Origin of the sequence: Nostoc sp. UHCC 0302, assembly GCF_038096175.1 — a bacterium.
In the GTDB taxonomy this organism is placed as follows: Bacteria; Cyanobacteriota; Cyanobacteriia; order Cyanobacteriales; family Nostocaceae; genus UHCC-0302.
In genome coordinates, this window is record NZ_CP151101.1 from 295,039 (window position 1) to 321,075 (window position 26,037).

At 40.6% G+C, this 26,037-nt stretch carries 19 protein-coding genes and 1 pseudogene; 9 read left to right on the top strand and 11 right to left on the bottom strand.

Annotation, left to right across the window (positions count from 1 at the left end; all coding sequences use genetic code 11):
• Positions 1–14: 14 nt before the first annotated feature.
• From WKK05_RS39710 to WKK05_RS39720, 3 genes and pseudogenes are all read right to left on the bottom strand, one after another.
• Positions 15–554, bottom strand: a complete 540-nt coding sequence (locus WKK05_RS39710; protein WP_341531737.1) for a hypothetical protein — start codon at positions 552–554, stop codon at positions 15–17.
• A 148-nt stretch (positions 555–702) separates the two neighbouring features.
• A pseudogene (locus WKK05_RS39715) lies at positions 703–882 on the bottom strand (hypothetical protein); the annotation flags it as partial.
• A gap of 126 nt (positions 883–1,008) precedes the next feature.
• Positions 1,009–1,218, bottom strand: coding sequence for a hypothetical protein (locus WKK05_RS39720; RefSeq protein ID WP_341531738.1), 210 nt, complete (start codon positions 1,216–1,218; stop codon positions 1,009–1,011).
• A 113-nt stretch (positions 1,219–1,331) separates the two neighbouring features.
• Between WKK05_RS39720 and WKK05_RS39725 the strand changes: the two genes are divergently transcribed.
• From WKK05_RS39725 to WKK05_RS39740, 4 genes are all read left to right on the top strand, one after another.
• The gene (locus tag WKK05_RS39725; protein ID WP_341531739.1) at positions 1,332–2,471 is read left to right on the top strand and encodes a hypothetical protein; all 1,140 of its coding nucleotides are present in this window, start codon (positions 1,332–1,334) and stop codon (positions 2,469–2,471) included.
• Between the two features lie 61 nt (positions 2,472–2,532).
• Positions 2,533–4,263 carry an AAA family ATPase gene (locus WKK05_RS39730; protein ID WP_341531740.1) on the top strand — a complete coding sequence of 577 codons (1,731 nt, stop codon included), beginning with the start codon at positions 2,533–2,535 and terminating at the stop codon, positions 4,261–4,263.
• The gene (locus WKK05_RS39735; RefSeq protein WP_341531741.1) at positions 4,232–4,867 is read left to right on the top strand and encodes an ATP-binding domain-containing protein; all 636 of its coding nucleotides are present in this window, start codon (positions 4,232–4,234) and stop codon (positions 4,865–4,867) included. Before WKK05_RS39730 ends, WKK05_RS39735 begins: the two co-directional genes overlap by 32 nt.
• 75 nt (positions 4,868–4,942) lie before the next feature.
• Entirely contained in the window at positions 4,943–6,997 is a 2,055-nt protein-coding gene (locus WKK05_RS39740) for an ATP-dependent RecD-like DNA helicase (RefSeq protein ID WP_341531927.1), read from the top strand.
• Here WKK05_RS39740 and WKK05_RS39745 read toward each other — a convergent pair.
• From WKK05_RS39745 to WKK05_RS39755, 3 genes are all read right to left on the bottom strand, one after another.
• Positions 6,994–7,707: a transposase gene (locus tag WKK05_RS39745; RefSeq protein ID WP_341531928.1), complete on the bottom strand. Its 714-nt coding sequence runs from the start codon at positions 7,705–7,707 to the stop codon at positions 6,994–6,996. The two genes, WKK05_RS39740 and WKK05_RS39745, sit on opposite strands and share 4 nt — an antisense overlap.
• The gene (locus WKK05_RS39750; protein ID WP_341531929.1) at positions 7,629–8,135 is read right to left on the bottom strand and encodes a transposase; all 507 of its coding nucleotides are present in this window, start codon (positions 8,133–8,135) and stop codon (positions 7,629–7,631) included. The genes WKK05_RS39745 and WKK05_RS39750 overlap by 79 nt, the downstream gene beginning before the upstream one ends.
• Before the next feature lie 105 nt (positions 8,136–8,240).
• On the bottom strand, positions 8,241–8,648 hold the full coding sequence (locus WKK05_RS39755; RefSeq protein ID WP_341531742.1) for a hypothetical protein: 408 nt from the start codon (positions 8,646–8,648) through the stop codon (positions 8,241–8,243).
• Positions 8,649–9,030: 382 nt separating this feature from the next.
• On the opposite strand from WKK05_RS39755, the gene WKK05_RS39760 reads away from it, so the two are divergent.
• Complete coding sequence (locus tag WKK05_RS39760) at positions 9,031–9,420, top strand: hypothetical protein (protein WP_341531743.1); 390 nt, start codon at positions 9,031–9,033, stop codon at positions 9,418–9,420.
• Positions 9,421–10,099: 679 nt separating this feature from the next.
• On the opposite strand, the gene WKK05_RS39765 is transcribed toward WKK05_RS39760, so the two are convergent.
• Positions 10,100–10,384, bottom strand: coding sequence for a tetratricopeptide repeat protein (locus WKK05_RS39765; RefSeq protein WP_341531744.1), 285 nt, complete (start codon positions 10,382–10,384; stop codon positions 10,100–10,102).
• Between the two features lie 399 nt (positions 10,385–10,783).
• On the opposite strand from WKK05_RS39765, the gene WKK05_RS39770 reads away from it, so the two are divergent.
• Positions 10,784–11,713: a tyrosine-type recombinase/integrase gene (locus tag WKK05_RS39770; protein WP_341531745.1), complete on the top strand. Its 930-nt coding sequence runs from the start codon at positions 10,784–10,786 to the stop codon at positions 11,711–11,713.
• Between the two features lie 137 nt (positions 11,714–11,850).
• Here WKK05_RS39770 and WKK05_RS39775 read toward each other — a convergent pair whose 3' ends face one another.
• Together WKK05_RS39775 and WKK05_RS39780 are read right to left on the bottom strand one after the other, a co-directional pair.
• Positions 11,851–15,333, bottom strand: coding sequence for a plasmid replication protein, CyRepA1 family (locus WKK05_RS39775; RefSeq protein WP_341531746.1), 3,483 nt, complete (start codon positions 15,331–15,333; stop codon positions 11,851–11,853).
• A complete protein-coding gene (locus WKK05_RS39780) occupies positions 15,333–15,809 on the bottom strand; it encodes a hypothetical protein (RefSeq protein ID WP_341531747.1) in 477 nt (158 codons plus the stop codon). The genes WKK05_RS39775 and WKK05_RS39780 overlap by 1 nt, the downstream gene beginning before the upstream one ends.
• Positions 15,810–16,573: 764 nt before the next feature.
• Between WKK05_RS39780 and WKK05_RS39785 the strand changes: the two genes are divergently transcribed.
• From WKK05_RS39785 to WKK05_RS39795, 3 genes are read left to right on the top strand one after another with little or no spacing between them, the layout of a single operon-like run.
• Positions 16,574–18,001 (top strand): NB-ARC domain-containing protein, encoded by a 1,428-nt coding sequence (locus WKK05_RS39785; protein ID WP_341531748.1) that lies wholly within the window; start codon positions 16,574–16,576, stop codon positions 17,999–18,001.
• A 2-nt stretch (positions 18,002–18,003) separates the two neighbouring features.
• Positions 18,004–19,857, top strand: coding sequence for a tetratricopeptide repeat protein (locus WKK05_RS39790; RefSeq protein WP_341531749.1), 1,854 nt, complete (start codon positions 18,004–18,006; stop codon positions 19,855–19,857).
• Between the two features lie 43 nt (positions 19,858–19,900).
• Positions 19,901–20,899: a hypothetical protein gene (locus WKK05_RS39795; RefSeq protein WP_341531750.1), complete on the top strand. Its 999-nt coding sequence runs from the start codon at positions 19,901–19,903 to the stop codon at positions 20,897–20,899.
• Here the strand turns inward: WKK05_RS39795 and WKK05_RS39800 are convergent.
• Positions 20,860–23,355, bottom strand: a complete 2,496-nt coding sequence (locus tag WKK05_RS39800) for a CHAT domain-containing protein (RefSeq protein WP_341531751.1) — start codon at positions 23,353–23,355, stop codon at positions 20,860–20,862. The genes WKK05_RS39795 and WKK05_RS39800 overlap by 40 nt on opposite strands.
• Positions 23,356–23,363: 8 nt before the next feature.
• Positions 23,364–25,877, bottom strand: a complete 2,514-nt coding sequence (locus WKK05_RS39805) for a filamentous hemagglutinin N-terminal domain-containing protein (RefSeq protein ID WP_341531752.1) — start codon at positions 25,875–25,877, stop codon at positions 23,364–23,366.
• Positions 25,878–26,037: the final 160 nt, after the last annotated feature.

Sequence of the window (26,037 nt, forward strand, 5' to 3'; positions counted from 1 at the left end):
ATTTATACCTAGTTTTATGAATAATTAGCACAACCAAAAGGGTAATTAACTTCTGGTAGTCTCCCTGCTTTATAGCGAGTAATGTATTCATACTCACCGCTTTCAAAAATTATGCGATAGTTTTTAGCTTTAGGAGGAATGTAGATGAAGTAGCGTTGCTTGCTATTTTTGTTACCAATGAGTTGGAAGTTCTTAATCCCATAAGAAGCGAGATTGTATTGTGAATCTCCTACTTTGATACCTTTAGTAGTTTTCACATTTGAGCTATTTATTTCAAAACTAACAATTTTCCCGTCTACAACCATAAATCTAACACGTTGAAATTGAAAGCCAGATTTGGGTTGCACGTAAAAACAGCCGTCTTGCTGATTAGGCTTGCCGTTAAGTTGCACTATTCCTACGTGTGCGGCTTTTTGAGCTTGAGCAAGTGTCATACCGATTTTGATTTTGCCGAAGCTGTTGTAATCTACACTATCAGTCGAGACACCTGATGGTATGAGTAGGGCAAAAATCAAGACCACAATCAGAAAATAACTGATAATCCACTTGAGCATTTGAGAAAATTTTTCTGATGATTGTCGAGTAGTTTTATTATTAAGTTGCTCGCTTGATTTTACAATATTACTCTAGGCGCAGGGATGTGCGTTCGCACTCTTGCATAATATGTGCCAGAAGCAGCAATAAAAATGGTACTGCTGTTAATCAAGATTTTAACTCCCCGTACTTAGGACTCCACCAACCTTTCACTGTATTGAAATAAACGACATCTTTGTGTTTCTTGTCCTGGCGAGATGAAGAATCAGAACACCGCAGCATGGTTTTACTCTCTCCATCTTTGGTATAGCTGTACTCCTCTAAAGGCTTCTTACACACTGGGCAAGGAGTAAATTACACAATAAATTACCAGATTGAGTAATTTACGTAAGTCTCCTGCTGTGCTGCTGATGCCACAGCATTATTCGTCCCATTGTAAAAAGCGCGGAACCCTTTTATTAATCAACCCAGATATTAAACGTCTAACAAAGTCATCAGTGACTGTAATTCCGAGTCTTGCTTATTACCTAACTCCTGTTTCAGGTTAAATAGTTGATTTTCTAATATCTCAACAGCATAGAACATATTAGACTCTTGGGCGATCTTCAACTGAATTTCTCTAACTCTAATTTTCCTGAGTAATTCGTTGACAGCATCAATGGAATCAGTGTCTGAATCTATCATTGCTTCGCAAGATGTAGAAACAAATGGTGTCTTACAATATTTGTACGTTAATCATTCCATATTTCATCATATAAACTAAACGAATCGAACCTACTACTGTAACTTGAAGTTTTATGAATACTCCCTTACCACTAGAACCTCCTCAAAGTGCCATGATTGCACTTATAACGTTACGGGACTACTATGCCCCTCTTGTATCCGAGTATGAAAAGTTATATACCCAAGCTAAAACTAATCTCACCCATGTAGAAGCTTTGTTATCTAACTGGGCAAATACCGACGACGTTAAACAAGAGTCACCTAACCCAGAAAAACAAGATAAATCTTCCTTATCTGCTCTCAATGAATCTGTTAACGGCGATTTGGCAGATACTCCCGACTATGCCCTCTCTGATCACGATTCCCCCTCTGCTTCTACAGAGTTAGATGAATTTCTCTCGCCGCCACAATTCCCACTTATTGAAACCCGATTAGATGATGCCCAAAATACTGCTCAAAGAGTTTACCAAAGTGAACTGCCCTTATTCCCACTTATTGAAACCCAATTAGATAATACCTTTAATGCTATTACTTCTACAGATGACTCAACTAAGCCACCTATATTCCCACTCATTGAAACAGCAACGAATGGCGAACAGCAATCGCTCTACGGTGTAGAAATTCCCATGCTGCCCCAATATCAATCGCTGTCGCGCCCAGAAGCAATTGAGCAGGTATTGGCAGAACACATTGGCACAATTGTTCACATCGATTTTATTGTCAAAACGCTCTATGGAGAGTTAGAGCCAGATGTATTAAAGGTGGTCAAAGGCAGAGTTCAATCTTCACTTACTCATGGCAAGGAAAGCAACAAATCGTTCAGTGTCCCTGGAGAGCCGGGCTGTTATACTCTCTCTTTAACTTTGCTCGACAAAACTGACACTAAAAACTCATCTACTAGAGTCAAAGGCAAAAATAAAAAACAAGCTCTGCCGCCGCAGACCAAGGAAATACCAATGCTTGAAGAATGGAAAGGTCAGTTTTTAATTGATGCACTGACCGCTTTTTTAGAACAGAATTCGGGTAAGGTTTTTGGTGTTGCAGAAATCATCAACGGAATCTATGGCGAACTGACTGCAACTGAAATTAGAGAAGTGAAAAACAAGGTATTGAATGAGTTATCACGGGGTCATCGCACAGGGCGATTCACTAGAGTGCCTGACCAACTTGGAGTCTACACTTGGGACTTAAGCTTAATTAATAATAACGCTTAAGAATTATTAGCTAAAGCGCTATCCTTAAAAAAGGACAGAATATTTTACCTCCGATTAACTCATGATTGCGCCAACTCAAGTTGATAAATTAAGCGCGCTAACTTTGTCTGAAATTCAGCAGTTTTTAGAGAGTGGACTGTTTCGTGGTATTGGCAAGAAAACTGCCCAAACTCTTGTCAACCACTTTGGCAGTGAAACTTTGTCGATTTTAGATTATAATCCCGAACAACTTGAGCAGATTCCGGGACTCAGCTCCTATCGGATTGATGGCATTACCAAAGCTTGGTCATCAAGCAAAAATAATCCTAACTTGGGAGTGATTGCCCAACTTTTAGCACTTAAGACCCCCCTGTCCTTAACCTTAAAAATTTGTGACTATTACGGACATCAAACTCTCCATGTACTCCAAAACAACCCTTATAGGTTAGCTGATGATATTGATGGCATCGGTTTTAAAACTGCTGATGAGTTAGCGATATCTCTAGGGTTCTCACTCTCGTGTGAGACTCGATATGCTTCATCTCTAGTTTATGTATTGAAATCAGCTTTACGTGAAGGTAATTGTTTTCTCCCGTTTGAGCAATTGCTTTTTGCAGCCGCATCTGTTCTCAAGCGTCCTAACTATACACCGGATCATCAACTTTTAAATACTATTCTTACTCAGCTAATAGATAAGGGAACTTTGATTTCTGGTGACGGGAAACAGAGTGTTTATATAAAAGCAGCCTACCGCGCTGAGCTTTCTGTTGCCTTAAAAATTCAATCTTTCCAGAGGCAACCAACTCGCTCTACAGAACATTTTGAACACTGGTTAGCTGAATTTCAGAAGAGCGAATATCGTCAACTCTCACGCTTGAGTGATGAACAAATCAGTGCCTTAATGATGGCGATAAAACATCCAATTAGTATCATTACTGGTGGCCCTGGTCGCGGCAAAACCCATGTTCTGAAAACCTTGCTCGAATGGCTCATACAACAGGGGGCAATAATTGCTCAAGCAGCTCCGACAGGAAAAGCTGCTAACCGAATGAAAGATGCTACAGGCATTGAAGCAAGTACCATTCATCGTTTACTTCAATGGCAGGGAGTTGGGCAAGCTTTTCTTTATAACGAAGAGAAAAAGCTCCCTCTCGACTGGCTGATTGTTGACGAGTTTTCGATGGTTGACATCTTCCTGTTTAATTCTCTACTCAAAGCTTTACCATCGACAACAAAAATTTTATTGGTCGGAGACTCTGACCAATTACCAAGTGTTGGAGCGGGAATGGTACTGCGAGACTTGCTTCATTCTGACTTAGTGCCAACTACAAGACTCCAAACCATTTATCGTCAAAAACATGAAAGCCCGATTATCTATGCGGCTAATGACGTAAATTTTGGTACAGTCCCAACACTGCACGAATTTCACGAAGCAGCTTCGTGGATGGATGTAGGTGATTGCGCCATGTTAGAGATGGATAATCCGCAAGCTACGGCGTTAGCCATTAGGGAGTTAGCCCTAGCCATGAGCAAAGAGAATGTTGATTTGAATCAACAACTGATGGTCTTAGCGCCCCAAAAGGACGGGCCTGCCGGGGTTCACAATCTCAACAAGCTTCTTGCCCCGATCTTTAATCCTAAAAAGGATAATAAACAACTTGTTGTTTCTGGCTCAGCCACCTATCGTGTAGGCGATGTCTGCGACAAGCCGCTAAGAGCGTCTACGCGTTATACAACTCAAAAATCGTTACGAAACTATGCCCCCTGTGATGAACGGAGAGATGGGTCGAGTTATTGCTGTAGACGAAGATAAGCAAATGCTTACGATTGACTGGGAGGGCGGCGCGACCGTTGATTATTATAAAGGGGACTTTGAGCAAATTATGCATTCCTTTTGTATCACTTGCCACAAGAGCCAGGGCAGTGAGTTTCAGTATGTGATTTTCCCGTTAATTATGTCCAATTCCCGGATGTTAACCCGTCAACTGCTTTACACCACCATGACTCGTGCAATGGGTACATTTATCGCCGTTGGACAACACCTTGCATTAAATATTGCTGTCGCCACAGATAAACCCTCTTCACGCTTTACCGGGCTAACCAATCTGCTCATCTCACCTATTGATGAAATTACTAATATTTGGCACAGCTTGGGCAGTGCCAAGAAGACCACAAGGCAAGCAAGCAGTACTGTCACTGTCGCATCACGACTGCAACAACGCTCATGCACTGCTACACAAGGACAAATGACAGCCATCGGCAGTCTTGCACAAAATATGTATGAGTCCAAATATGGTTATCGTCCTTCAAAGCAACCCGAACTCGTCGGCAAGTTTCGCTTTAACACTTATCATTATGAAGCTTCAGAAGTTGAATTAATTGATTCGGCTATTGATGCAGTTCTGGGTAACCAATAAATCTTTTTAGTATTTATGTACTAGCAGATTAATTTTCGCAGTACTATAATCATGTGCGGCGTTCTTGGCTCGGCAATGTCCACTTTTGGCAATCTTTCTGCTCAACAAATAAATGCAACTCCAGTTCATGAAACTATTACCGGAGTTGTAGAACGCCTGACTTTCTATTCTGATGAATCCGGTTATACCGTCGCACGACTGACGCGTCCTCGTGTCAGCGATTTAACCACCATTGTTGGCAACTTTGCTAATATCCAGCCAGGGCAGACGCTACAATTAACTGGTTTCTGGCGCGACCATCCCCAATTTGGGCCGCAATTCCAAGTCGTCAACTACCGAGAAACTAAACCCGCCACGCTCACCGGAATTGAGAAATACCTGGGCAGCGGTCTGATCAAAGGTGTAGGGCCTGTTACTGCTAGGCGCATTGTTGAACACTTTGGTTTAGCAACTCTTGACATCATCGAAAACCAGATTGAGCGCTTGATTGAAGTTCAGGGCATTGCCAAAAAGCGAATCAAGCTAATCAAGAACGCCTGGGAGACACAGAAAGCCATCAAAGAAGTGATGGTGTTTCTTCAAAGTCATGGCGTTTCCACAACATACGCGGTGAAGATTTACAAGCAGTATAAAGATGAAGCGATAGCGAAAGTCACCACCAACCCCTACCAGTTAGCCGAAGATATCTACGGCATCGGGTTTCTGACAGCTGATAAGATTGCTCGGAATTTAGGAGTCCCATCTGATAGTGAATTTCGTTACCGTGCGGGACTAATTCATGTTCTCGGTGAAGCTGCTGCCGATGGACATTGCTATTTACCCCAACCAGAACTAGTTGAGAATGTTATTAAACTGCTGACTACAGAATCGCACGAACCGAATGAAAGCGCCATCGTCAACATCATTAAAGATATGGCACTCAAGGACGACCTAATTCGTGAAAAAAGCGAAGACCAAACGCTGCTATGTTACAAACCGACTTACTTTCATACTGAACAGAACCTTGCTCAATTAATACAACAGCGATTAAACCAACCAGTCGCGCAAGATATGCCTCGTGTCCGGGATTGGATTGACCGCTTCACCAAGAGTCGCAAAATCCAGCTTTCACCACAGCAGCGGTTGGCGGTAGAAATGGCTGCTTATTCCAAAATCCTGATTTTAACTGGTGGCCCTGGTTGCGGGAAAACTTTCACTACCCACACCATAGTCTCTCTGTGGAAAGCAATGGGTAAATCTATCGCCCTAGCTGCTCCCACTGGACGGGCTGCTCAACGCCTTGGTGAAATGACCGGACTCGAAGCCAAAACCATACACCGCTTGTTGGAGTTTGACCCCAAGACAATGGGCTTTAAGTGCGACAGCGAAAATCCTTTACCCCACAGTGCAATTATTGCTGATGAAGCCAGTATGCTTGACTTGTTTCTAGCTTACTCTTTAGTTAAAGCGATTGCAGATGGTTCGCAACTACTGTTAGTCGGAGATATCGACCAGTTACCTTCAGTTGGCCCCGGTCAAATACTCGCTGACCTCATCAATTCTGGTCGCGTACCTGTAGTGCGCTTAACCCAAGTTTTTCGTCAAGCCCAACAGAGTGCAATTATTACCGCTGCTCACCAAATTAATCAAGGACTGTACCCTACTATTGAGCCGATTTCTAATAATCCCGTGTCTGACTGCTTGTGGCATGGAGGCGGATTTGCGCCTGAACATGGTGTACAAGCAATCTGCGAACTCATTACAGACTTTATTCCTCGCTTAGGCTTTAATCCGGCTACTGATGTGCAAGTCCTTTGCCCCATGTTGCGGGGACTTATCGGTACTCGCAACCTCAACACCGTTTTGCAGCAGTTGATTAACCCACCCAGCCCTGACAAAGTAGAGATTACCAGGGGTGGGAATCTGTTGCGCGAAGGCGACCGCATTATTCAACTGACCAATGACTACAACCGCGAAGTCTTCAACGGCGACTTGGGGATTATCCAAAGCATTGATACTGTTGAGCAGGAAGTAATAGTGCAGTATGGTGAGCGTCCTGTCGTTTACGATTATGCAGACTTGAATGAAATTGCCTTGGCGTTCGCTGTCTCAATACATAAGGTGATTTTTGAAAAAGAAATTACCAGCTAAAGTGGTCGAATCAAGATATCCCATTTGGGCAAAAGTGGATTTCTCTGCAATCTCGACTCGACTTGCTTCATGGCTTTCTTAGTCAGAGAAATCCCTTTTTGGTAAACAATGTTGCTTAAAGCCAAAATTGGATGTAGCCCTTTCCAAGTCATGCTAGAAGCCCATGAGAGCATAGTTTCAACATCAACAAGCTTGGTTCCATTCCAATGCTGTTCAAGAATGCCCCAGCAGCGCTCTATAGGATTATATTTACTATGGTAGGGGGGATAGTAAAGTAATTGAATCGGTCTGTTAATCTGATCAACAAATTCAACCATCCTTTTTAAGAATTGAGTTCGTACTCCGCTACTTTCGGGACCGTTATCAATTTTAATTTGTATCAGTTCGCTATCCCGTCTTTGTTCTGGTGTAATTGTTTTCCACCAATGAATCAGGTTATCAACAATGAAATCGCTGGTTTTATAGGAACTGCCAAAGATAATATGTAGTTGCCCATTGTCTTCGTCTACAATTCCACAAGGAATGTATTTTTCCTTGCATCCCATATCATGGTCGCTAGCTTGATTGTCCCCTCTGGTTTTTCCGCCACGCGAATAATCTCCAATATTGACGGTGGCTTTACAGTCTATGCTTAGTCTCTTGACTGATTCGCTTGTTGCAAGATTCTGAAATTCTTTAATGTTGTTGAAGATGTCGTCTGTTTGTGCAATTTTTTTTGAGGTTTGGCTTTTACGACTTTGCGAAGACGATAGCCCATTCGGTTCAATACTTGTGCCATTGTACTGGCTCCTGGCAATTGCTCTTGGCTAAATCCAAGCTCTTTTAATTCTTTCAACGCCGATGCTGCTGTTAGTCTGGTATAGGCTAATGATGTTTTAAATGTTGGGTCTTGTTGAGCATAAGATTCTGCAAGCTGTTGCAGTGACAATGCAACTTCCGGTTGTTTCTCCTCCCAACGCTTTGCTCCACTAAAGGTTGACTGTAATCCTACACAGGTTATCCCTGTTCGTTTTTCTGCCAATCCTACCTTTATATTCTGTCTACCCCAGCCAAATAACTTTTCTGCAAGCCTTGTGCTTCCCTGGCAATATTTCAATGCCATCTCTGCCTGAAAACTGCGACGTTCTACTCCATTCATTTTCGATGCTGCCAACCGCAAGTCTTCAATTTGCGATGGTGTTAATGATTTGGGTGCGGTGGCTGTGGCTAACGTATCCAAATGCTTGCTCCTGTTTTCTTTGCATTAAGGGTACATTTTACCTCCATTGGTAAATTCTTTCCTAGAAATCACCTTGGTTCCCATTATGTTGTCAAATACTAATGAACTAGCTATCAAATAATTTACTCTCCGGTGAGTATAACCAAATCGAGAGCGGCAATAGTCCTCAAACGTGCGGTGCGTCGAACGATAAAGTCTCCTGTCCCTCAACTCCTTCAACGCCTTGCCTGCCTCAAAAAACGCTCTTTCCACCTTTCGCTCTAGATGCAAGCGATCGCGTAACTCATCCTCAGTCAACTCAGGCACTTCGGCAGCAGCCACCGTAATCGTAGCGTTAGCTGGATTATCTTCGTCCTTAGCGTCCAGGGATGATTTTGTGTTGCTCTTTGGCGCAGATGTGGTTTTGTTGCGCTGTTTGGGTGGCTTGTTCATTATGCCACCTCTGTCCTGACAGTGGTTAAACAGGTGTTGAGTTGTGTCATCATTAGAGTAACTAAATTAATTGAATTTTTTAGCCCCAGCCCTGCAATGGTTGGGGCTTTTTGTCTTGAATCTTGCTTTTTGGGTAAACCTGTTCTAGATTTACTATGCCTCAAATTGTCAGTTTGGAGTTACTGTAATTGCGTGAAATTGACTTTGGTAAGAGTGGTGTTAGGAATTGTTTTTTACTAAATTAAAGTGATGACATAACTATTAGTCATCACTCATTATCTTTACTCAATTACTTTCACTATTTTACTATAATACTTAACAATATAAACCTAATAATCTCAGATACAATATAAATAAGTGGCTTTAACAAACTATTGAGTTTATGACAAATATCAATGCTCATTTTCAACCTGAAAATTTGAACAAAGATGACGATTTAGCTACATTATTAGCTAATCGCCTAACTCCTACTGCTGACCAAATTGCAGAGTGGCTACAGTCACCACTAATTAAACAGTGGCTAACTAAGCAACCTATGGGGATTCCAAATACTCTTAAGGTGGAAATTATTAACACTATTATCAAAAATATTAACTCGAAGCAGAATGAAGATTGTCAAGTGCAATATGGTGGCGCAGTAATCGGGGTTGACGTACTACGGTGGCAACTGTGGGCATCCTATCGACCACCTTTTGGTAGTACTATCAAAAGTCCCGATTGTCCTTACACATTGCTTCTTCATTTAGAGAGCCAGACTAATAAACTTGCCTGACTGATTTGGCTAACAAAGCAATTGGCCCAAAGCAATATCTGCACTCCAAGAAAACCTGCTGTCAGTTTTAGAACTGCGGCTGAAAGCTTTATCTAGGAGCTGTCTAGGTAAAACTGCACAAATCAGTGCATTAAGGACTTAATACTACCTAGACAATGATCATGATGCAGCATAAGTGATCTCACTCGACTGCTCCCGCTGCTTCGTCGGCAGTAGTTTGGTGCAGTGCTGAATGCTCCCGCTTTTGCCTACGCCGGGAGCTAAAAAACTTGGGCTACACACAAAGCAATCAAACCACTAAAAAAAATAAACTGAAAATGCCTAAATAGTTGTATAGCACAATAGCGATTAAAAAGGGTGCTATTCGGGCAAGGGATCACAAGCCATTGAATTCAACATCAGCCAGAGAGAATTTTCTACAATCTCCTTAAAATAAGCACCTTTGCCCCTTTTGTTCAGCCTTGCTTACACCTGTAACACTTGTGTAATTAATTGCAACCAGGGAGCGTTTTAACCTCATATATCACTTGTTAACTATTTAGGCATTTTCAGTTTATTTTTTGCACCTATTTTTAGTTTTTCAAAAATCATGCCCTTTTTACCACCCAAATCGGGAAAATGGGCTTGCCTTTATGTGAAGCGATTGCACTAATCACGCGTGCAATCGCCCCCCGAAGACTTACTTCGATCCGGCGTTCAGTTGACGAATTTCCTCCAAGATAGTTTGGTGATAGCCTGTCTCTCCCTGCTGCAAAAATAAACTATCGCCTTTTTTATAATCTGCAATCGCCCCTTTCTTATCCCCCATTTCCACCCTGACTAAACCCCGATTTAAGTAAGCCCTGGCGTTGCTTGAATCAAGTTCAATCGCCTTGGTGTAATCGGATATCGCACCTTGATAATCCCTAATTTCCTTACGCGAGAGTCCCCGGTTGTTGTACGCTATGCTATTTTTGGGAGCCATTGTAATTGCATAGGTATAGTCTGCAATTGTCCAAAACCACTGCTTAGGGAGGCTGGCTTAGTACATTAATTAGTACAGCATCCCAAATATAAAGACTGTGGATAGTCAAGTGCTGGATTGAATTATTGCTCAACTAAAGAACTCCCCTCTCCGCAATTCTTTCTTTTAACCCTGTAGAAACTGCATTTTTTAGCGACAAATACCCTGCTGAGCAATAGGCATACTAGTATTGTATTTGTTGTCTATCTCCGTATTATGAGTGTACTATACGTAAAAAATGAGAATTTTTTAGTTGCTCTCATGTGAGTTGAAATGACCATTTAGAGCGACAATAAAAATCAGACAGAATAAAACCAGACGAAACTGTGATTGTGTCTGATTTTTAAGGGAGTAAAGAAAATGACGCTCTCTCTGGTTCATATTGTCGCGCATAGAAAGGCGATCGCTTCCTTGCCAGTAGCGCAGGCGGAGGCGAAGTTGATTGCGCTGTGGTTGGAGGGAAAAGCGTCGTCTTCTATTCAGGCTTACCAGCGATACACTAGGCGATTCCTGGATTTTCTGGACAAGCCGCTCAAAAAAGTGACTTATGAAGACTTGGTAGAATACGCTAGTTCTTTTGGGGGCAATGCCGAAAGCACAAAGCGGATATACATAGCTTGTGCTAAAAGCTTGATTAGTTTCGCTCATAAAATTGGATATCTCCCTTTTAATGTGGGTATGGCTTTAAAACTGGGCGAACTACCAGATGTAATCAACGAACGCTATTTAGACGAAGCTGATATTAAGCTGTTGGTACGGGCAGCATCAAAAGCGCTCGCAGCGGCGAAAACTCCTAAACGGCAGTACACAGCCCTACGTAATTTGTTAATTATCAAACTCTTGTATCAGGCAGGGTTACGGGCGAGTGAAATCTGTAATTTGACTTGGGGAGATTTGACACCTCGCAGTGACAGTGGACAGGTGTACGTGAGAAAAGCTAAAGGCAGCAAAAGCCGTACAATTCTCATTAAGCCGAAGCTGTGGGCAGAACTAATGGAGTTTAAAGGTGATACTCATCTCACAGATGCAGTATTCAAGAGTCAGAAGGGGGGACACCTCGACCGCCAAAACTTACACCCGATTGTCAAAGCAATTGCTGTTGAAGCTGGATTAAGCGAACTGGTTTCGGCTCACTGGTTACGTCATGCCCACGGTTCTCACGCGATTGAGCGTGGGACTAATCCAGTGCTAGTTAAAGAAACTTTGGGTCACTCCAATTTGGCTGTCACTGATCGCTACCTGAAAGCTAGACCGAATGAAAGCAGTGCTTTAAATTTGATAGATATTTGAACTTTTACCAATGATATCAACTGATTTCTGTCCACTCACCAGCACAATCGAAGGGTACTGTCTTTCGCAAATCGCTGGACTCACCTCCAGTTCTGCCAATATGGACAATCACCAATAATATTAGTTGGTTCATGAAATCATCCCTCGATTGGCAACACCTCCTCACTGAGCAAGGCGTAAAACTCCGGTACTTGAGATTCAACAAGCCGCAGATCACTCGCCGCGATCGCTTCCAACTCCAGCACCGTCTCCCAGCGCAAATCGGAACACCATCGTTGAAGGGTATTTTTCAGTGCCGAAACTCCAAGGGAGATAGCAGAGCGAAGCATTTCAACACAATGGAGTAGAGAAGTTCGTTCACTTGAGGGGGGGCCAAATTTCGTAGTATCCCCCCCCTCATAATGGGAAATCCTTATAGCATTCTGGGGGGGGGTGGATACGGGGTGCTGACTCGACTCAACGCTATGCTGGGAGTGCATTGTAGGCTGATACGGGTCTACAGTTTGGGCAACGTAACAAATGTGTGACTCTTTCAAAGTGCGCTGTTGTTGACGATGGGCAATAACTTGTTTTGCAAATTCTAATTCCTCCTTTGATAACGAGTAAATTTTCACCTGCTGACCACGTGGCCCCTGCTTGCGACAGGACAACTTTAGCCCCAGCTGCTCAAGCATTGTGGCTAGTAGCCAAATCGGTTCACAGTCACTAGGGACAGTAAACCCAAGAATTGCTTTAATATGAGCAGCGCAATTTAATGCGTGAGCCGTCATAGTTAGTAAGTCGCTGTCGGTGGCAGTAACTTCACCCCCGGTCACTAGCCGTTTAAGAATATGATGTAAACCCAAGTTGAAACGGGCCAGCCAACGCGCCGAATAGTTGCCCCAGTCGATGCACAAAGGTAAATTGTCGCGTTCGGTGCGATCTTTGTCCGTGACAAGTTTTGGAGGACTTGGGTATTGTCTGAGAGTCTTGGGGTCAATAATCTCGTCGCTTGGTTTTTCCAGGATTGCCTCAAGAGAAGCGATCGCTTTGATCAACCGACCACCCGCATCTTTTTCAACTAGTTCCGGTGTTACTTCTATACCGTAAGCCGAGAAAATGCGGAATTTCTCACATTCAAAAACGTCTTGTGGAGAGAGATAGTCCTTACTTTGGCGGAGACGATATTCACTTGGGGTAATATTGTTAGCTCTAGCAACAGCTGAGTAATGGGCAGTGTTCAAAGCCTGTGCTGCTGATTTCAACTGCTCTTGGGCTTTAGTATCACTATCCCTGCCGAGGGGTACTATAGTATTGCCCATTTCAGTGAGGAGCGAACGCAAATCATCACGTAGATTATTCAGAGAATAGTGACGGTTTGCCTGAATTTGACAGAAAGCCTCTAGCGCCCAGTCCTTTTCTGCGCCGCGCTTTCCTGTTTCACGGTCAATTCGCAACAGAAAAGCAGTTATTTCGTTGGTTTGCAATAGGTGTTCTTTTATCTTGTGGGCATTAGTATCTTTGTAACCAAAGGGAGGACGCGGGGCCACCCAAACGTGAAAGGGGACTTTTGGGCGATAGCGGTAGAGCTGTTGGGCGCACTCGGTTGCAGTTTGTGAAACTGCATGGAATACACCAAACACCAAGTCAAAATGATATTGGGCAATGTCTACACCAGTCCCCAGGCTAGGAGAAGTGAACAAAGCATCAAGGTTTTTGACGGCATTGGTGATATCCTTAATAAACGCAATGTTTTCCTCACTGCCGGAGTTGTCTGAATGCACAGACCAAATGCGTAGTCCCGATAAATGATTGCTGGCTGAGTTGGAATCGGATGATTCTTCTATTTTTATTGTTAGTGACTTTTCAAGTTTCTTGATGAAACGCTTGGAGTCGCTAACTACCATGATTTTCTGTCCTGCCATCAGTGCCGCCGAAATCTGCGCGACTATGGCACTGGAATTATCCCCCTCATACCAGTAAATTGTGCGCTCTCCATTTCGCCACTCGTTCTTGATAATGTATGGGATTTCATCTGTTGGTCGCATGGAGCGGAAGAAATCCACGGTTAAATCGTCCATGTGTGCATCAGCGATGACAACCAGTGGCGCATTGTATACTATGTATTCGAGTACCTCCAAGATGGCAGCTCGGTGTGCCTTGCAAGTATTACTGTGCAGTAGGTGAGTGAGGTATTGGCAAGCTTCATCAATAAATATGCAGCCGTATGTGAGGGCTTGAGTGTTGAGCTTGTACAAGCTGTCGATAGTAATCGACAGAGCTGTGGCTTGAGCTAAACCCATGTAACCTAAGTCTGAGTACATCGCAGTTCTCAAGCGATCACTGAGATTTTTCAGCAGGTTAACGCGATGCCCGTTGTTGAGGAACCGAGCGTCGGGGTTTTGGTCACGCCACCAGCGCATAAGTTCAGTTTTGCCCGTACCCATATCGCTCCATAAAACCACAAGTCCTAACATGGGAAATCTAAATTGTGGGCGAGTATGAGTTTTTTCGTTTGAAATTCCGCCAGAATCCGTCTTTTCCTCCTCCTTTATCTTTTCTCCTTCAACAGAAGGTGTAAACAACTTTTCTTGAGCAATTTCATAAAGAGCCGGGACGTTGGAGCATTTTTCCTGCAAGTTAGGAATGTTGAGGGCAAGACTCAGATATTGAACGTTGACTGTCACATCGGGTTTATACTTGCTCAGTCCCCATTTTTTCGCGCGATAGCCGCGTTGGTAATCAGCAAGCGATTTGGCATCATCAATAATTGCAGTCAACAGAGCGTTGGCATCTTCGCCGCGACCAACCACAAAATCATCCACACCCTTCTCTGGCCCTGGCAGTAATGCAACTTCGCAAGTAGCACCCGCAGCAACAATAGCCTTACCTGTCCTTAATGTTGCTTGAAAAACTGACCACCTGGTATTGCTTCTGGTTTCGTAGTCGAATAATATAATGAACTTGCGTCCCGGTTGTGCCAATGGCATTAAGTCTGGGTGCAGTCGTTCATCAAAGTCCCGTTTGCCTACGCGACCATTCCAAATTCCTGGCAGCGCGATCGCCACAAACCCCATAGAAAGCAAGCAGGCCGCCTTTTTCTCGCCCTCGCATAAGATTACGGGAATCTCCGGGTGAGAGATCACCCACTCCCAGAACAGGCGTGGATTGAGTATATCTTGTAGCCGCAGCGCCAAGGGTGAGAGATGCCGCTTAATGCAATGACGTTTGGCAACCTGATCCCAAACTGGGTTGGCGACATCGAAGTAGGTAACACGGTTGGCGGTTTTGGGGGGTGATTCGTACTTAACGGGCTTGCCTTTCTCCCAGTCCATGCGGGGCAAGTTCGGTTTAATCCGCCCCCACTCCATTGGCTGCCAGTTTTTGAACGGGTCAAGTGACTGAATCCATGTACCACCCAGTAAGAGATGTTGATACAGCTTTAAGTATCCATCAGTGACTCGACCTGCATTTTTCCGGGGGATCTTATCGGAGATGAACAGGAAATCATAAACCGATTCTCCCTCGATGTGGAAGAAGTTGCGCTCAACCAGTGCCGGGTGAATCGCACTGCCAACTGTTAGCTCATGGTAAACGGTTGCCGTGAGGTTGTTGGGATATTCAATTGGGGAATCGTTCATTAGCTGATGCCCCCCGCAGTTAGGGAGCGCCCTTGTTCGTACACGAGTGCTGTTGAAGAAACAGAACTGTTAATTGCTAGTTCTTTGGGACTAATGGTTTTTGAGCCACACCCGTCCTGTGGATTGCTTTGTGTAAAAAGGATATGGGTGCTGAACATCTCCCCAGTCTCTAAAACTGTGCCAAATACAAAATCAAGCTCTGGCGAAACCAACAGCAATAGCTCCGCTTGTGGGTCTAACTCAAAGACTGTGTTAGCTAACTGGTTCTGTTTTATTAAGATTTGTTTGAAATCATTGCTACTACAAGCAATGATTGCAACTGCGTGATCCGATATCTGGGTGCTGTTTCCTCGATGCCAAAACCAGTTTGTACGCTCCAACAAAGCCGCCCTAGTGAGGACATTTTGAAAGCGAGTTTCTCGAAAATAACTTGAATACTTCTGTTGCCCATCAAAATTGGGCTGCTGGGATGGCACACAAACAACCCCCGACAGCCTACACCTGACACCCTTTTTTATGGGGCGATTACCATTTTTCACAGTATTTACCTCTGATTAACTTGGTTGACAAGTTCAGAGGGGGTTATTCGCGCTGCACATCTTTGTAACTACAAAATTCTCACTCTTTCTTCATCAAACTTCACATCTTACCAATTTGAAGAATTTTAACAGCCAAAAATTTGCCACTACAGATAGCATTCTGGTGACAACCCGTATATAATACGGAAAGCAGCGCGGATTATACTCTCGGACAAGTTTAGTATTCGTCTCAGTCGGCAAACTTCAGCGAAAACTTCTCTTGTTCCTTCGAGATCAACCCCTGCTCTGAGGTTATATGCAATTTAAGACCCGCAAAAAGCGCCACTCCTTAGTGGTGCTTTTTGCGTTAAATTGTTGCTGCATATTGCATCTTTACCTCCTCTATGTAGTTTGTTTAGCAATAGCCTGATTTTACAGAAGTTTGGGATTTTTAGTATCCAACAATATATTTATTGTTGATTTTACGGTTACTGGATTTGTGAATCTGTAAGCAGACACAACTGTGACAACGTATTTAGAAGTACGATATCACTACTTACGAAAAGTAACATTTAAATCATATACCCTAGAGATGATATTGAAAATAGCATGTTTATTAAGAAAAATAACTAAACTATAGGTTTTATCAAATAAATTATATATAAAACACTAGATTATATAATTACATCAAAATTATACGTATGCCATAAGGAAACCTAAAAATGAATTCCGATACTAGTTTAGGGATAGAGGAAATATTGGATTTTGTGGGCGAAGAAGTCCTTCGCCACCTTGGAAGACGCTTGTCCAAGGCTGAAGTAGCTGTCATACAAGGAACTTGGGATGGGAAAGATTATAAAACAATAGCAAGCACTTCAGGGTACAACGTTTACTATTTACAGTCAGCTGTAGGGCCTCAATTATGGATAATGCTTTCTGAAATTATAGGTGGTGGGGTTAAAGTTACAAAAGCGTCTCTGAAAGCAAATTTACTAAAATTAGTAAAGAAGGATTATGTCAAACAACTAGAAATATCTGAGATAAAAGAAAAATATTTAGTAGGAAAGATTAAGCTTTATGGAGACTTGCCGACAATAAAATCTTTTTATGGACGAAATGATGAACTTGATTATATAAGAAACAACGCTAAGCTTTTTAATGAACGATGTATATTCATAGTTGGAATAGGAGGAATAGGTAAAAGTTTATTGGCCTCAAAATTTGTAGAAGAAATTCTTCTAGAAAATTCAGATAGATATCAGTATGTAATTTGGCAAAGGGTGAACCATTGCTCATCAGTTAATCAAATAATTACAGAATTATTTGATGTTTTAGAGTTAGATGTTAAAAACAGAAGTTTAGAAGCAAAAATTTCTTTACTATCAAAGTATTGCCATACATCTAACTATCTAATTGTACTAGATGGGTTAGAAGGACTAGCGCAATCAAAAAAATTTGAAGAGAAAGTGAAAATGGGAAATTTCCTTTTTCAATTCAGAAAAGCAAAACATAAAAGTTGCATAATACTCACAAGTCAAATACCTTTAGAGCAAGTTGCTTATACAAGTACAACTTTTGTTTCCGGATACATACGGCTACAAGGTTTAGCAGAAGATGCCGCAATGCGAATCTTGCGCGAAAATGGTTTAGATGGAGAGGAATGTAAAAAGTTAATAAAAAATTATCGTGGTAATCCATCAGCTTTAGAAGCTGTTTGCGACCGAATAAACCAGTTCTTTGGGGGAAGTGTTAAAAGATTTTTCGATTATCAGACTACTTTAATTTCAGAGCGTTTGCAAATTATGCTAGATCAACATTTTAAGCAAAACGGGCTTTTAGATGATCTTCAAAAAGAAATAATGATTTATTTAGCTGAAGAGACTGTAGAAGATTTAAAACCTATTAGTTTTTATCAAATTGTTGATGATTTAAAAAAACGATTATATTTAAATTTATCAATTTCTGAAATAATAACTGCACTTGATGCTTTAGAGCAAAGTTCATTAGTTGAAACTAACAGAAAAACAACTACTCAAGAAATTAGCTATAGTTTAGAACCAGTTATTAAAAAATATATCACAATTGATCCGTTAGGATTAGTGCATAGAAATTTAAACAATTCAAAAATAAGCAGTAATAAGCAGGAGTAAATGTGGCTTACTGTATAAATCACATTTGTAATCAGCGCCACAATCCTGATAATGTTGAAAATTGTTTAGCCTGCGGAACTCCCTTGTTAATAGATGAGCGTATCCGTTTGCTACGCCCATTACGACCTTTAGAAAAAGGTATAGACAGCTATACAGATGTTTTCGAGGTTGAAGATATAGACCCTCAATGGGGAAAGAAGCCTCGAATAAGAGTAATGAAAGTATTGAAGTGGGAGGAACCTAAATACGTTGAACTAATGCGACGGGAAGCACAAGCATTAATCACCTTGTTTCATCCAGGAATCCCCAAAGCTACTGGTAGTGATTACTTTACTTTTACGTTACCAAATGAACCACATCTAGAATTGCATTGTTTAGTAATGGAGAAAATAGAAGGAGAGAATTTAGAGCAGTGGCTAAAAACTCATGGCAAAGTTTCTCAAAATGATGCTCTAGATTGGATGTTGCAATTATTAGATATTTTAGAGCATGTACACAAACTAGGATATTTCCATAGGGATATCAAACCAACAAATATTATTCATCAACCAAATGGGAATCTGGCACTTGTTGATTTTGGAGCTGTACGGTCAGTAAGTAAAACTTACTTAGCAAAAGTAGGCTCTAGTGGCAGAGACAATATTACAGGAACTGGTAGTGGGAATGAGGTAACAGCAATTTTTACGGTAGGTTTCTCTGCGCCGGAACAAATAGATGGTCGAGCGTTACCGCAATCTGACTTTTATGCGCTGGGACGAACTATTGTCAATTTGGTTACTGGCATACCAATAATGGAGCTACCAATAGAAGACAGAACAGAAAAGCTAATCTGGAGAGATAAAGCACAGCAGATTGATCAGCCTGTAGCAAATTTCATCGATGAACTGATACATCCCTCTCCAGGATTTCGACCACAAACTACGGAAATAATAAGAGAACGAATACAAAGGCTTCCTTGGGAAAGTCAAGTTCATCATTTTCTTAAGTCTAAAGTTTTTGAGATTGGAAGATTGGTAGCAAGCGGATTAATAATTCTTGGAATTGGGCAGCTATTTGCACCTAGTGTAGCTAATTATTTTGTTTATCAAGGAGAGAAATCAGGGGCAAGGAATGATTATCAAAGCGCACAAAGTCTTTTTGGCTGGGCAATCAAAACTAACCCTTCAACTAAACTTGCTATTTCTAAGTATTATTTTGATAAAGCTTATCGGCTGATGATTACAGGTGATATTAAAGCAGCCAAGAAGGATTATGAGCTTTCTATTAAATATAATAATCAAAATTTAGATGCCTACAATTTCTTAGGAATAACCTGTCAGCAATTATCAGATAGTTCCTGTGTAGAAAAGGTTTATAAAAGATTACTTGAATTCAACCCAAATGATTGGACAGCCCATTATAATCTCGGACGTTTTTATGATGAGCAAGGAAACTATGAATTAGCAGAAAAAGAATATAATATAGCCATTAAAAGCAGTAGCTCAGCGATAATAGCTATTAATAACTTATCCAGGCTGAATATTAAAATCGGGGATTACAATACAGCCATTTCTTTAGCAAAGTCTGGATTAAGAAAAAATAAAGATCCCTTAATACAAGCTGCATTATATAAGAATTTGGGTTGGGCAAGTTTAGAACAAAATAAAATAAGTGATGCTGAGAAATATTTAGAGAAAGCACTTAGTTTAGATGAGCAAAGAATAGATGCTTATTGCCTGTTAGCTAAAACGCAAGAAGCATTAGGTAAAATCGATGAGGCGAGATTTTCTATAGAATTATGCTTACTTGCTAAGTCTACAGATTCAGACATTCCTCTATTCAGACAGGAACTGCTAGATCGGATATTAAAAAAATGATAAGATCCTGAGAGAGAATAATACTAAATAACCAAGAAAAGTTGTGAAAAGAAATACAAAATATTGGTTAGCTTTATGTTTAACTGTTTTGATATCAACAGATATACCATTGCAGGCAAGTGTGTCATTAGTAAGAGTCAAGAGAAATCAAGTTCGTTGTGATCCAATTGGTAGATTAATAGATAAGGGTGACAAGCGCTTTGATGCCAAAAGCTTAATTTGTGAAAAAGAAAGCATAGAAGTTTTGAATGGTGGTACGATTAGATTTTTCTGTTACAGTTCTGGGAAGATTTTAAAATTATCTAGTGGTGTTGTTTCAGACAAATGTCCCAAGGCTGAATCCATTAGTGCTAATTGTAATCGTGACCATGTTGTGGGGTGCTTTCGTCCCAAAGGAGGCACAGAAGAGAGCGATGAGCCAACAATCATTTCTCCTTACAGTACCGCAACCTTGAATCCTCGGCCAGAGATAACTTGGACTCCTGTTAAAGGCGCTACTTCTTATAAAGTCCAAGCAAAAAGTTTTGAGTTTGGGTGGGAAAAAGTTGTGAATCAAACTCGGCTTGCCTATCCGAGTGATGAAAAGGAATTTCAGCCGGGGGGTATATATACAATATATGTCTTTGCTTATAAAGATGGGAAAATTTTGAACTATGACTCATCGCCTGTTAACCTATTGCATACAGCTTTACAAGAAGAAATTGCACAAAATATTAAACGTATCAAAGAGTTAAAGTTACCGTCAGATGAAACTGTTCTTGATACAGATGCTATCTATGCGGCAGAAAATCTTTTGAATGAAACAATTGAGATGTTAAAAACGGCAACAGCGACTCCTAGCCGAAATCCAACTCTTTACAGAGTACTGGGCGATCGCTATTTGATGGCTTGGTTGCCAAACGAAGCTAAACCTCAATATACTAAGGCATTGGAGTTAGCGAAAAGTAGTAATAATTCAAAAGAATTAGAAAAAGCGCAAGAAGGGTTGAAGATGGTGGATTTTTACAACCAACTTCCAACTAGGAGGAATGGAGCCCAGTAGTAATATTTTTTATATTGGGGATTTGACAGTAAACTCAATTGTGCCTGACGTAGTGCTTCTGCCTTGGTTAAACCATTGTTCAAGCCTTTGTAAAATTCCTTCATGAGCAAAGCAGTAGAGTTGGCATCTACACGCCACAAAGTAGCGACAGTACTACGCGCACCTGCCTGGGCAGCTATTCCCGCAATGCCCATCACTGACTGCTTGTTGCCTTTTGCAGTTTCGCAGGCGCTGAGGACAAGTAACTCAATAGCATCTTGACTATTTTGAGTTTTACCTCTAATTAAACTGTCAAAGTCTTTAATATTAATTAGCTGATCATAGGCTACCAATACTGTTTTGAGTGGGTCAGAACTGAATTGACCGTGGGTAGTAATATGGACGATGGGAAAATTCTTTTGAGTCAGTTCTTCCTTAAACCTTTTAAGAGTGAAGTTATCATCTAATAAAGCTAGTGAAGATTTAGTTTGTTTTTCTACATTTTTTGCCTCCTGTGTAGATTGTGGTAAATCATCCATATTTTCAGGCGCATTTGGATCTAATGAACTGGGGCCAGGTTTAGATAGTCCAGCTATTAAAGCTCTCATCTGGTTTTCACGTAGTATTTTAGGCTGTCTTATCCTGGAACCTAGAGTTTCTGCAATACTGTAATGTTTGATTAAATAATCTTTTCCGTCATATAGCAATGCCATTGGTAAGCTTTGGAAAGACTTATCTAAAGTGAACACTAGTGTTCCTGATGGGGGAAGATATTTTTTAATTGGTGCAATTAAGTTCTCATAAATGGCCTGAGAATGATAAGTAATAGCACTCTCACTAATGGCAATAAGTTTTTCGCCTTGTAGTACTTCTAAAAGCTGATTAATATGGGAGCTAATTAGCTTAGATGCAACAGAATGATGGTGGAGTGAACCATCTGCTGACTGGAGAATTACTTCTATAGTATCTCCTAAATCAATAATATTAATTATAGATGGAGCGCTTTTGAGATTTTGAAGTTCATTCAAAGCAACAAGGTCAAGCTTACCGCAGCGGAGAAAGTTTTCTAAGCGTGCTATTTGCAGTCCTTCATTTATTTGTATTACTCGTTTTAGATCCGGATTAGGAGATGCTAAGAGTAATCGAATATAATTGCGATATGTTGGTTCCATCTCCTCCTGAAAAGAAAACTGCAAATCTCCATTAGTTGATAAAAGGCTATCGCGAACTTGAGTCATATGTGCGATCGCTGCACTATAATTCTGAATCGCTAGGTCGGTTTTGCCCTGCTTTTGGTAAATCTGCCCTAACTGTTGTTGCCATTGATAAGCGATGTCCGAAGCCCGAATTGATTGGGCTAATCCTAAAGCTTTGTTAAAATATACCTGTTTTTGTTCTGTTTGAGTTTCTAATTTACCTAAAGTTCCAAAACTATAGGATAACCATCGTGTACTATTAATAGTTTGAGCCATTTGGAGAGCCAGCTTACTATATTGAACGGCTGCTGCTTTCAACTGTTCGTTTGGTATCTGGCTCAGGTTATTAGCAAAGTTCAGTCTAGTATAAATAGAGGATTCAGGTGGTAGCTCCAAAAAGGCAGAAGAGTTTTCTTCTATTTGAGCCACCAGTGTTGTAATCTGCTGATTAATTTGAGTATGCAGGCTTGCTTGATTTGGTTGATTACTTAGCCATTTCTGCCAATTTATTAATAAAGTTAAATGATTTAGTTGAGCTTTTAATTTAGCTGAAGAAGAGATATTGGGTATGCTTTCTACTAGTTGGTAATATTCTAATGATTTCTGCACCCTTTGTGGAATAATATCAGCAATACTCTGTCGAAAGCTTGGTTCTTCTACCCAGGAGTATTTATTTCGCAATTGGTCATAGCTTGCCTGTTCCAGATTACCCAGAGACAGATAAATATCATAAAGATTTTCTGATGGTGCTAGTTTAGCCAGCCTTAATGCTTCTTGCAAGACTGTTTCAGATTCATTTAAATTACCTAAAATTCGTAAGACATTTCCTAGATTTTGTAATCCACGCAAATTAACTGATGTTGCTTTTTGCTGAGCAATCACTGCCATCAGTTGCTCTTTGGTCATAGCTTTTTGTGATGCAGCGTTGCAAATATCTAGATTTGCGTCCAACTTTAAAGCCTGTAAAAGTTTAATACAAGCTTGTTCATGTAAACCTAAAGATTGTAAAGCAAGATTTTGATTAATTAGGCTTCTGGCAATTCCTTCTTGGTCATTTAGCTGGCGATAAATTTTTGTAGATTCTGACCAAGTTTCTAGGGCTTTGTTTGCCTGATCTACGGCTAATTGTTTGTAACCCAACGAAGTTAGAGACGCTGCTTGATTATGTTTTGACTGTTTGTCTACAGCTTGGGTAGGAGAAGATGATTGGATTACAATTAGAGACAGCCCTAGAATGCCTGAGAAGAGATATTTAAAACAGGGTTGAGATAAAATCATCATTATTTTTATTACTGTGGTGCTGAAAAACAAGAACTTGCGGATAACGAAGCAGCATCAGAGGTTGGAATTGCTTCGTTTGTCGTTAAAAATAAATTTCCTTGAGAATCTCGGCTTACACTATTGGCTTCTATAATTTCTATAGGCTGCTTACTTGTTGATGAATTCGGGGACTGCAAATTATTGACCGCTTCAACTGCATTTTGCTCAAGATTATTATCCGCTATCCCATTAGGGTTAGGTTGTAGGCTACGAAAATTATGAACTACAATGTTACTCACTCCTGTGCCTGCTTGGGCATGACAGGTTGAGGTGACTTGAGGATCTTCTGAAATTCCTTTTACTTTTAGTTGAATAGGGTAAAGGTGAGGATCAACAATGTTAAATTGAACAGTACCATTAATTCCGAACTGAGAACTTGCTGTAATAAAGCTATCAAAGGAAAGGAAGAGTCCTTTAGCATTAATTGTGATATTTCCACCACGACCCTCAAAGGCATCTGCGGCAATACCACTGTTCTTTAAAGCAGATATTATGTCTGCATTGAGAACAATATTTCCCCCATTCCCCTTATTATCTGCGGACGCGGTGATAGTACTTTCGTCATTCAAAAGCAAATCTCTTGTATTCACTTGAATCTCACCACCTTCACCGGAAGCAGTTGAGGCAGCAACAGAACTTTTCTTATCTAAAGAAACAGAAACAGCATTAATTGTGAGCTTACCACCAACAGTACTGGTTCCCTCATTTGTGATACTAGCTTGTCCACCATTTGTTATATTTAAGCGTTCAGCATTGATAATTACTTCTCCAGGGGAACCACTTGGGAGGGAAGGAGAACCAAATAGTTTTTGAGTTGCTATATCTGCTCTGATGGCAGAAGAGTTTACTGTCCCGCTTACTTTTATATTACGAGCATTAATATTAAGAGTTCCGGCATTACCAAATCCTCTAGTAGAAGTATTAAGCTTTGCGTGTTCTCCTACTACTAAGAGTGAAGTGTTAAGGTTTAAACTCCCAGCATTTCCCTGCAATACAGTCTCAGCAGATAAGTAACTAGGAATATAGTTTATGTATTCTTGACCTGAATTAATTAATTCAGCGGAGTTTAAAAGTTTTACATAATTGGACGCATTTATATTTACATTTCCTCCATCTCCTGATCCACGAGCTAGAGATGTTATTGCTCCTCCGTCTTGGGCTGAAAAATTTCTAGTTGATACTGTTATATCTCCTGCTTTTCCCGAACTTAAAGAAGTAGCATTTATGGCACTATTATTAGTATATTTACTAGATGAAAAACCAGTTAAATCAACTGATTTAGCAGCATCTATGTTGATATTGCCGCCAATACCATCACTATAGTTTCTAGTACCAATAATTCCTCCTTCTTGAAGAACTAAATTATTAGTAATAATTTTGATATCTCCTCCAGTACCAGAACCTATTGATTCAGTTTTTAAAAGGCTAAGAAATTTACCATTTGAAGAAACTCTGCTCACTTTAAGCGATTCGGAGGCATTAACTTTTATAGCTCCCCAATTTTGCGATCCAAAGTTCTGGATTAGAGCTATTGAACCTTCGTCAAAAGAAATCTGCTTTCCTTGTAGGACAATTAAGCCACCGATATTCCCACTGGCATCTATTAATGATTGTTTCAATAAATTAATGTTTTTAAAGTAAGGCGATCCTTCGTAGCTCAGAGTCCACCCTTGATTTACTGGGCTAAGGCTAACGAAACCAGAATAAACAGCACCTAACTCAATTATTCCTTGCTCTGCGGTTAAATTACCGCCCTCTAAGTTAATATCACCTCCCACCAAAGCTAGTGTTTTTCCTTGAGCTACACGTAATCCAGAAATACTAATGTTTCTCTTAATAGGAGAGTTAAGTCCGCTTGGAGCTATCAATCCATTAGCTATTCCCTGAACTTGGATACTTCCAGAATTATTGGTTATTTGTAAACCAATGGGTCTACTAATAGTCAAAACTGTTTCCGTTTTGCTGCCATTTGTTTTGAAATCAAAACCATCTGCAAATTTGATAGCATTAGCAGTACTTGCAAAAAATGAACCCCCGATGTTTAATTGGGCATTGGGGCCAAAGATAATTCCGTTAGGATTGATTAAGAAGACATTAGCGATACCGTTGGCTTTCAAAATGCCATTGATATTAGAAATTGAATTTCCTGTAATTCGAGTAAAGATATTTTGAATATTTATACTATTATTAAAGTAAGCTGTACTTCCTGAGACTATAGAAAATTGCTCAAAGCTATGGAACCAATTATTACCTTTTTGAGTACCGCCCTCAATGACATTAGTATTACCCTGGGGTGTGACTTGAGAATTAATAGGTAATGTTTTATCTGGTGATATTTGTGCTGTGACTGATAAACAAGTAAACAGCAGATAAGATAAAGCACTGCCTTGAATACTCCAGAATAATACTTGACTACGTTTAAATTTAGGATTTTTATTTAATCTTTTTTTTAAGCTTTTCATAAATTTTACTGAAAAATCCATAAAATTAACTCTATAATTTTTAGTTTTTGTAGAAAGTCCATTGTTTTTGATGTTATTGTACTACTTATCAACTTTTCACCTCATTTAGCTTTTGCTTTTAAAATAATATGAAGTAGAGATTTGAAGTATAAATATAATAATCTCTACTCCATATAAACCG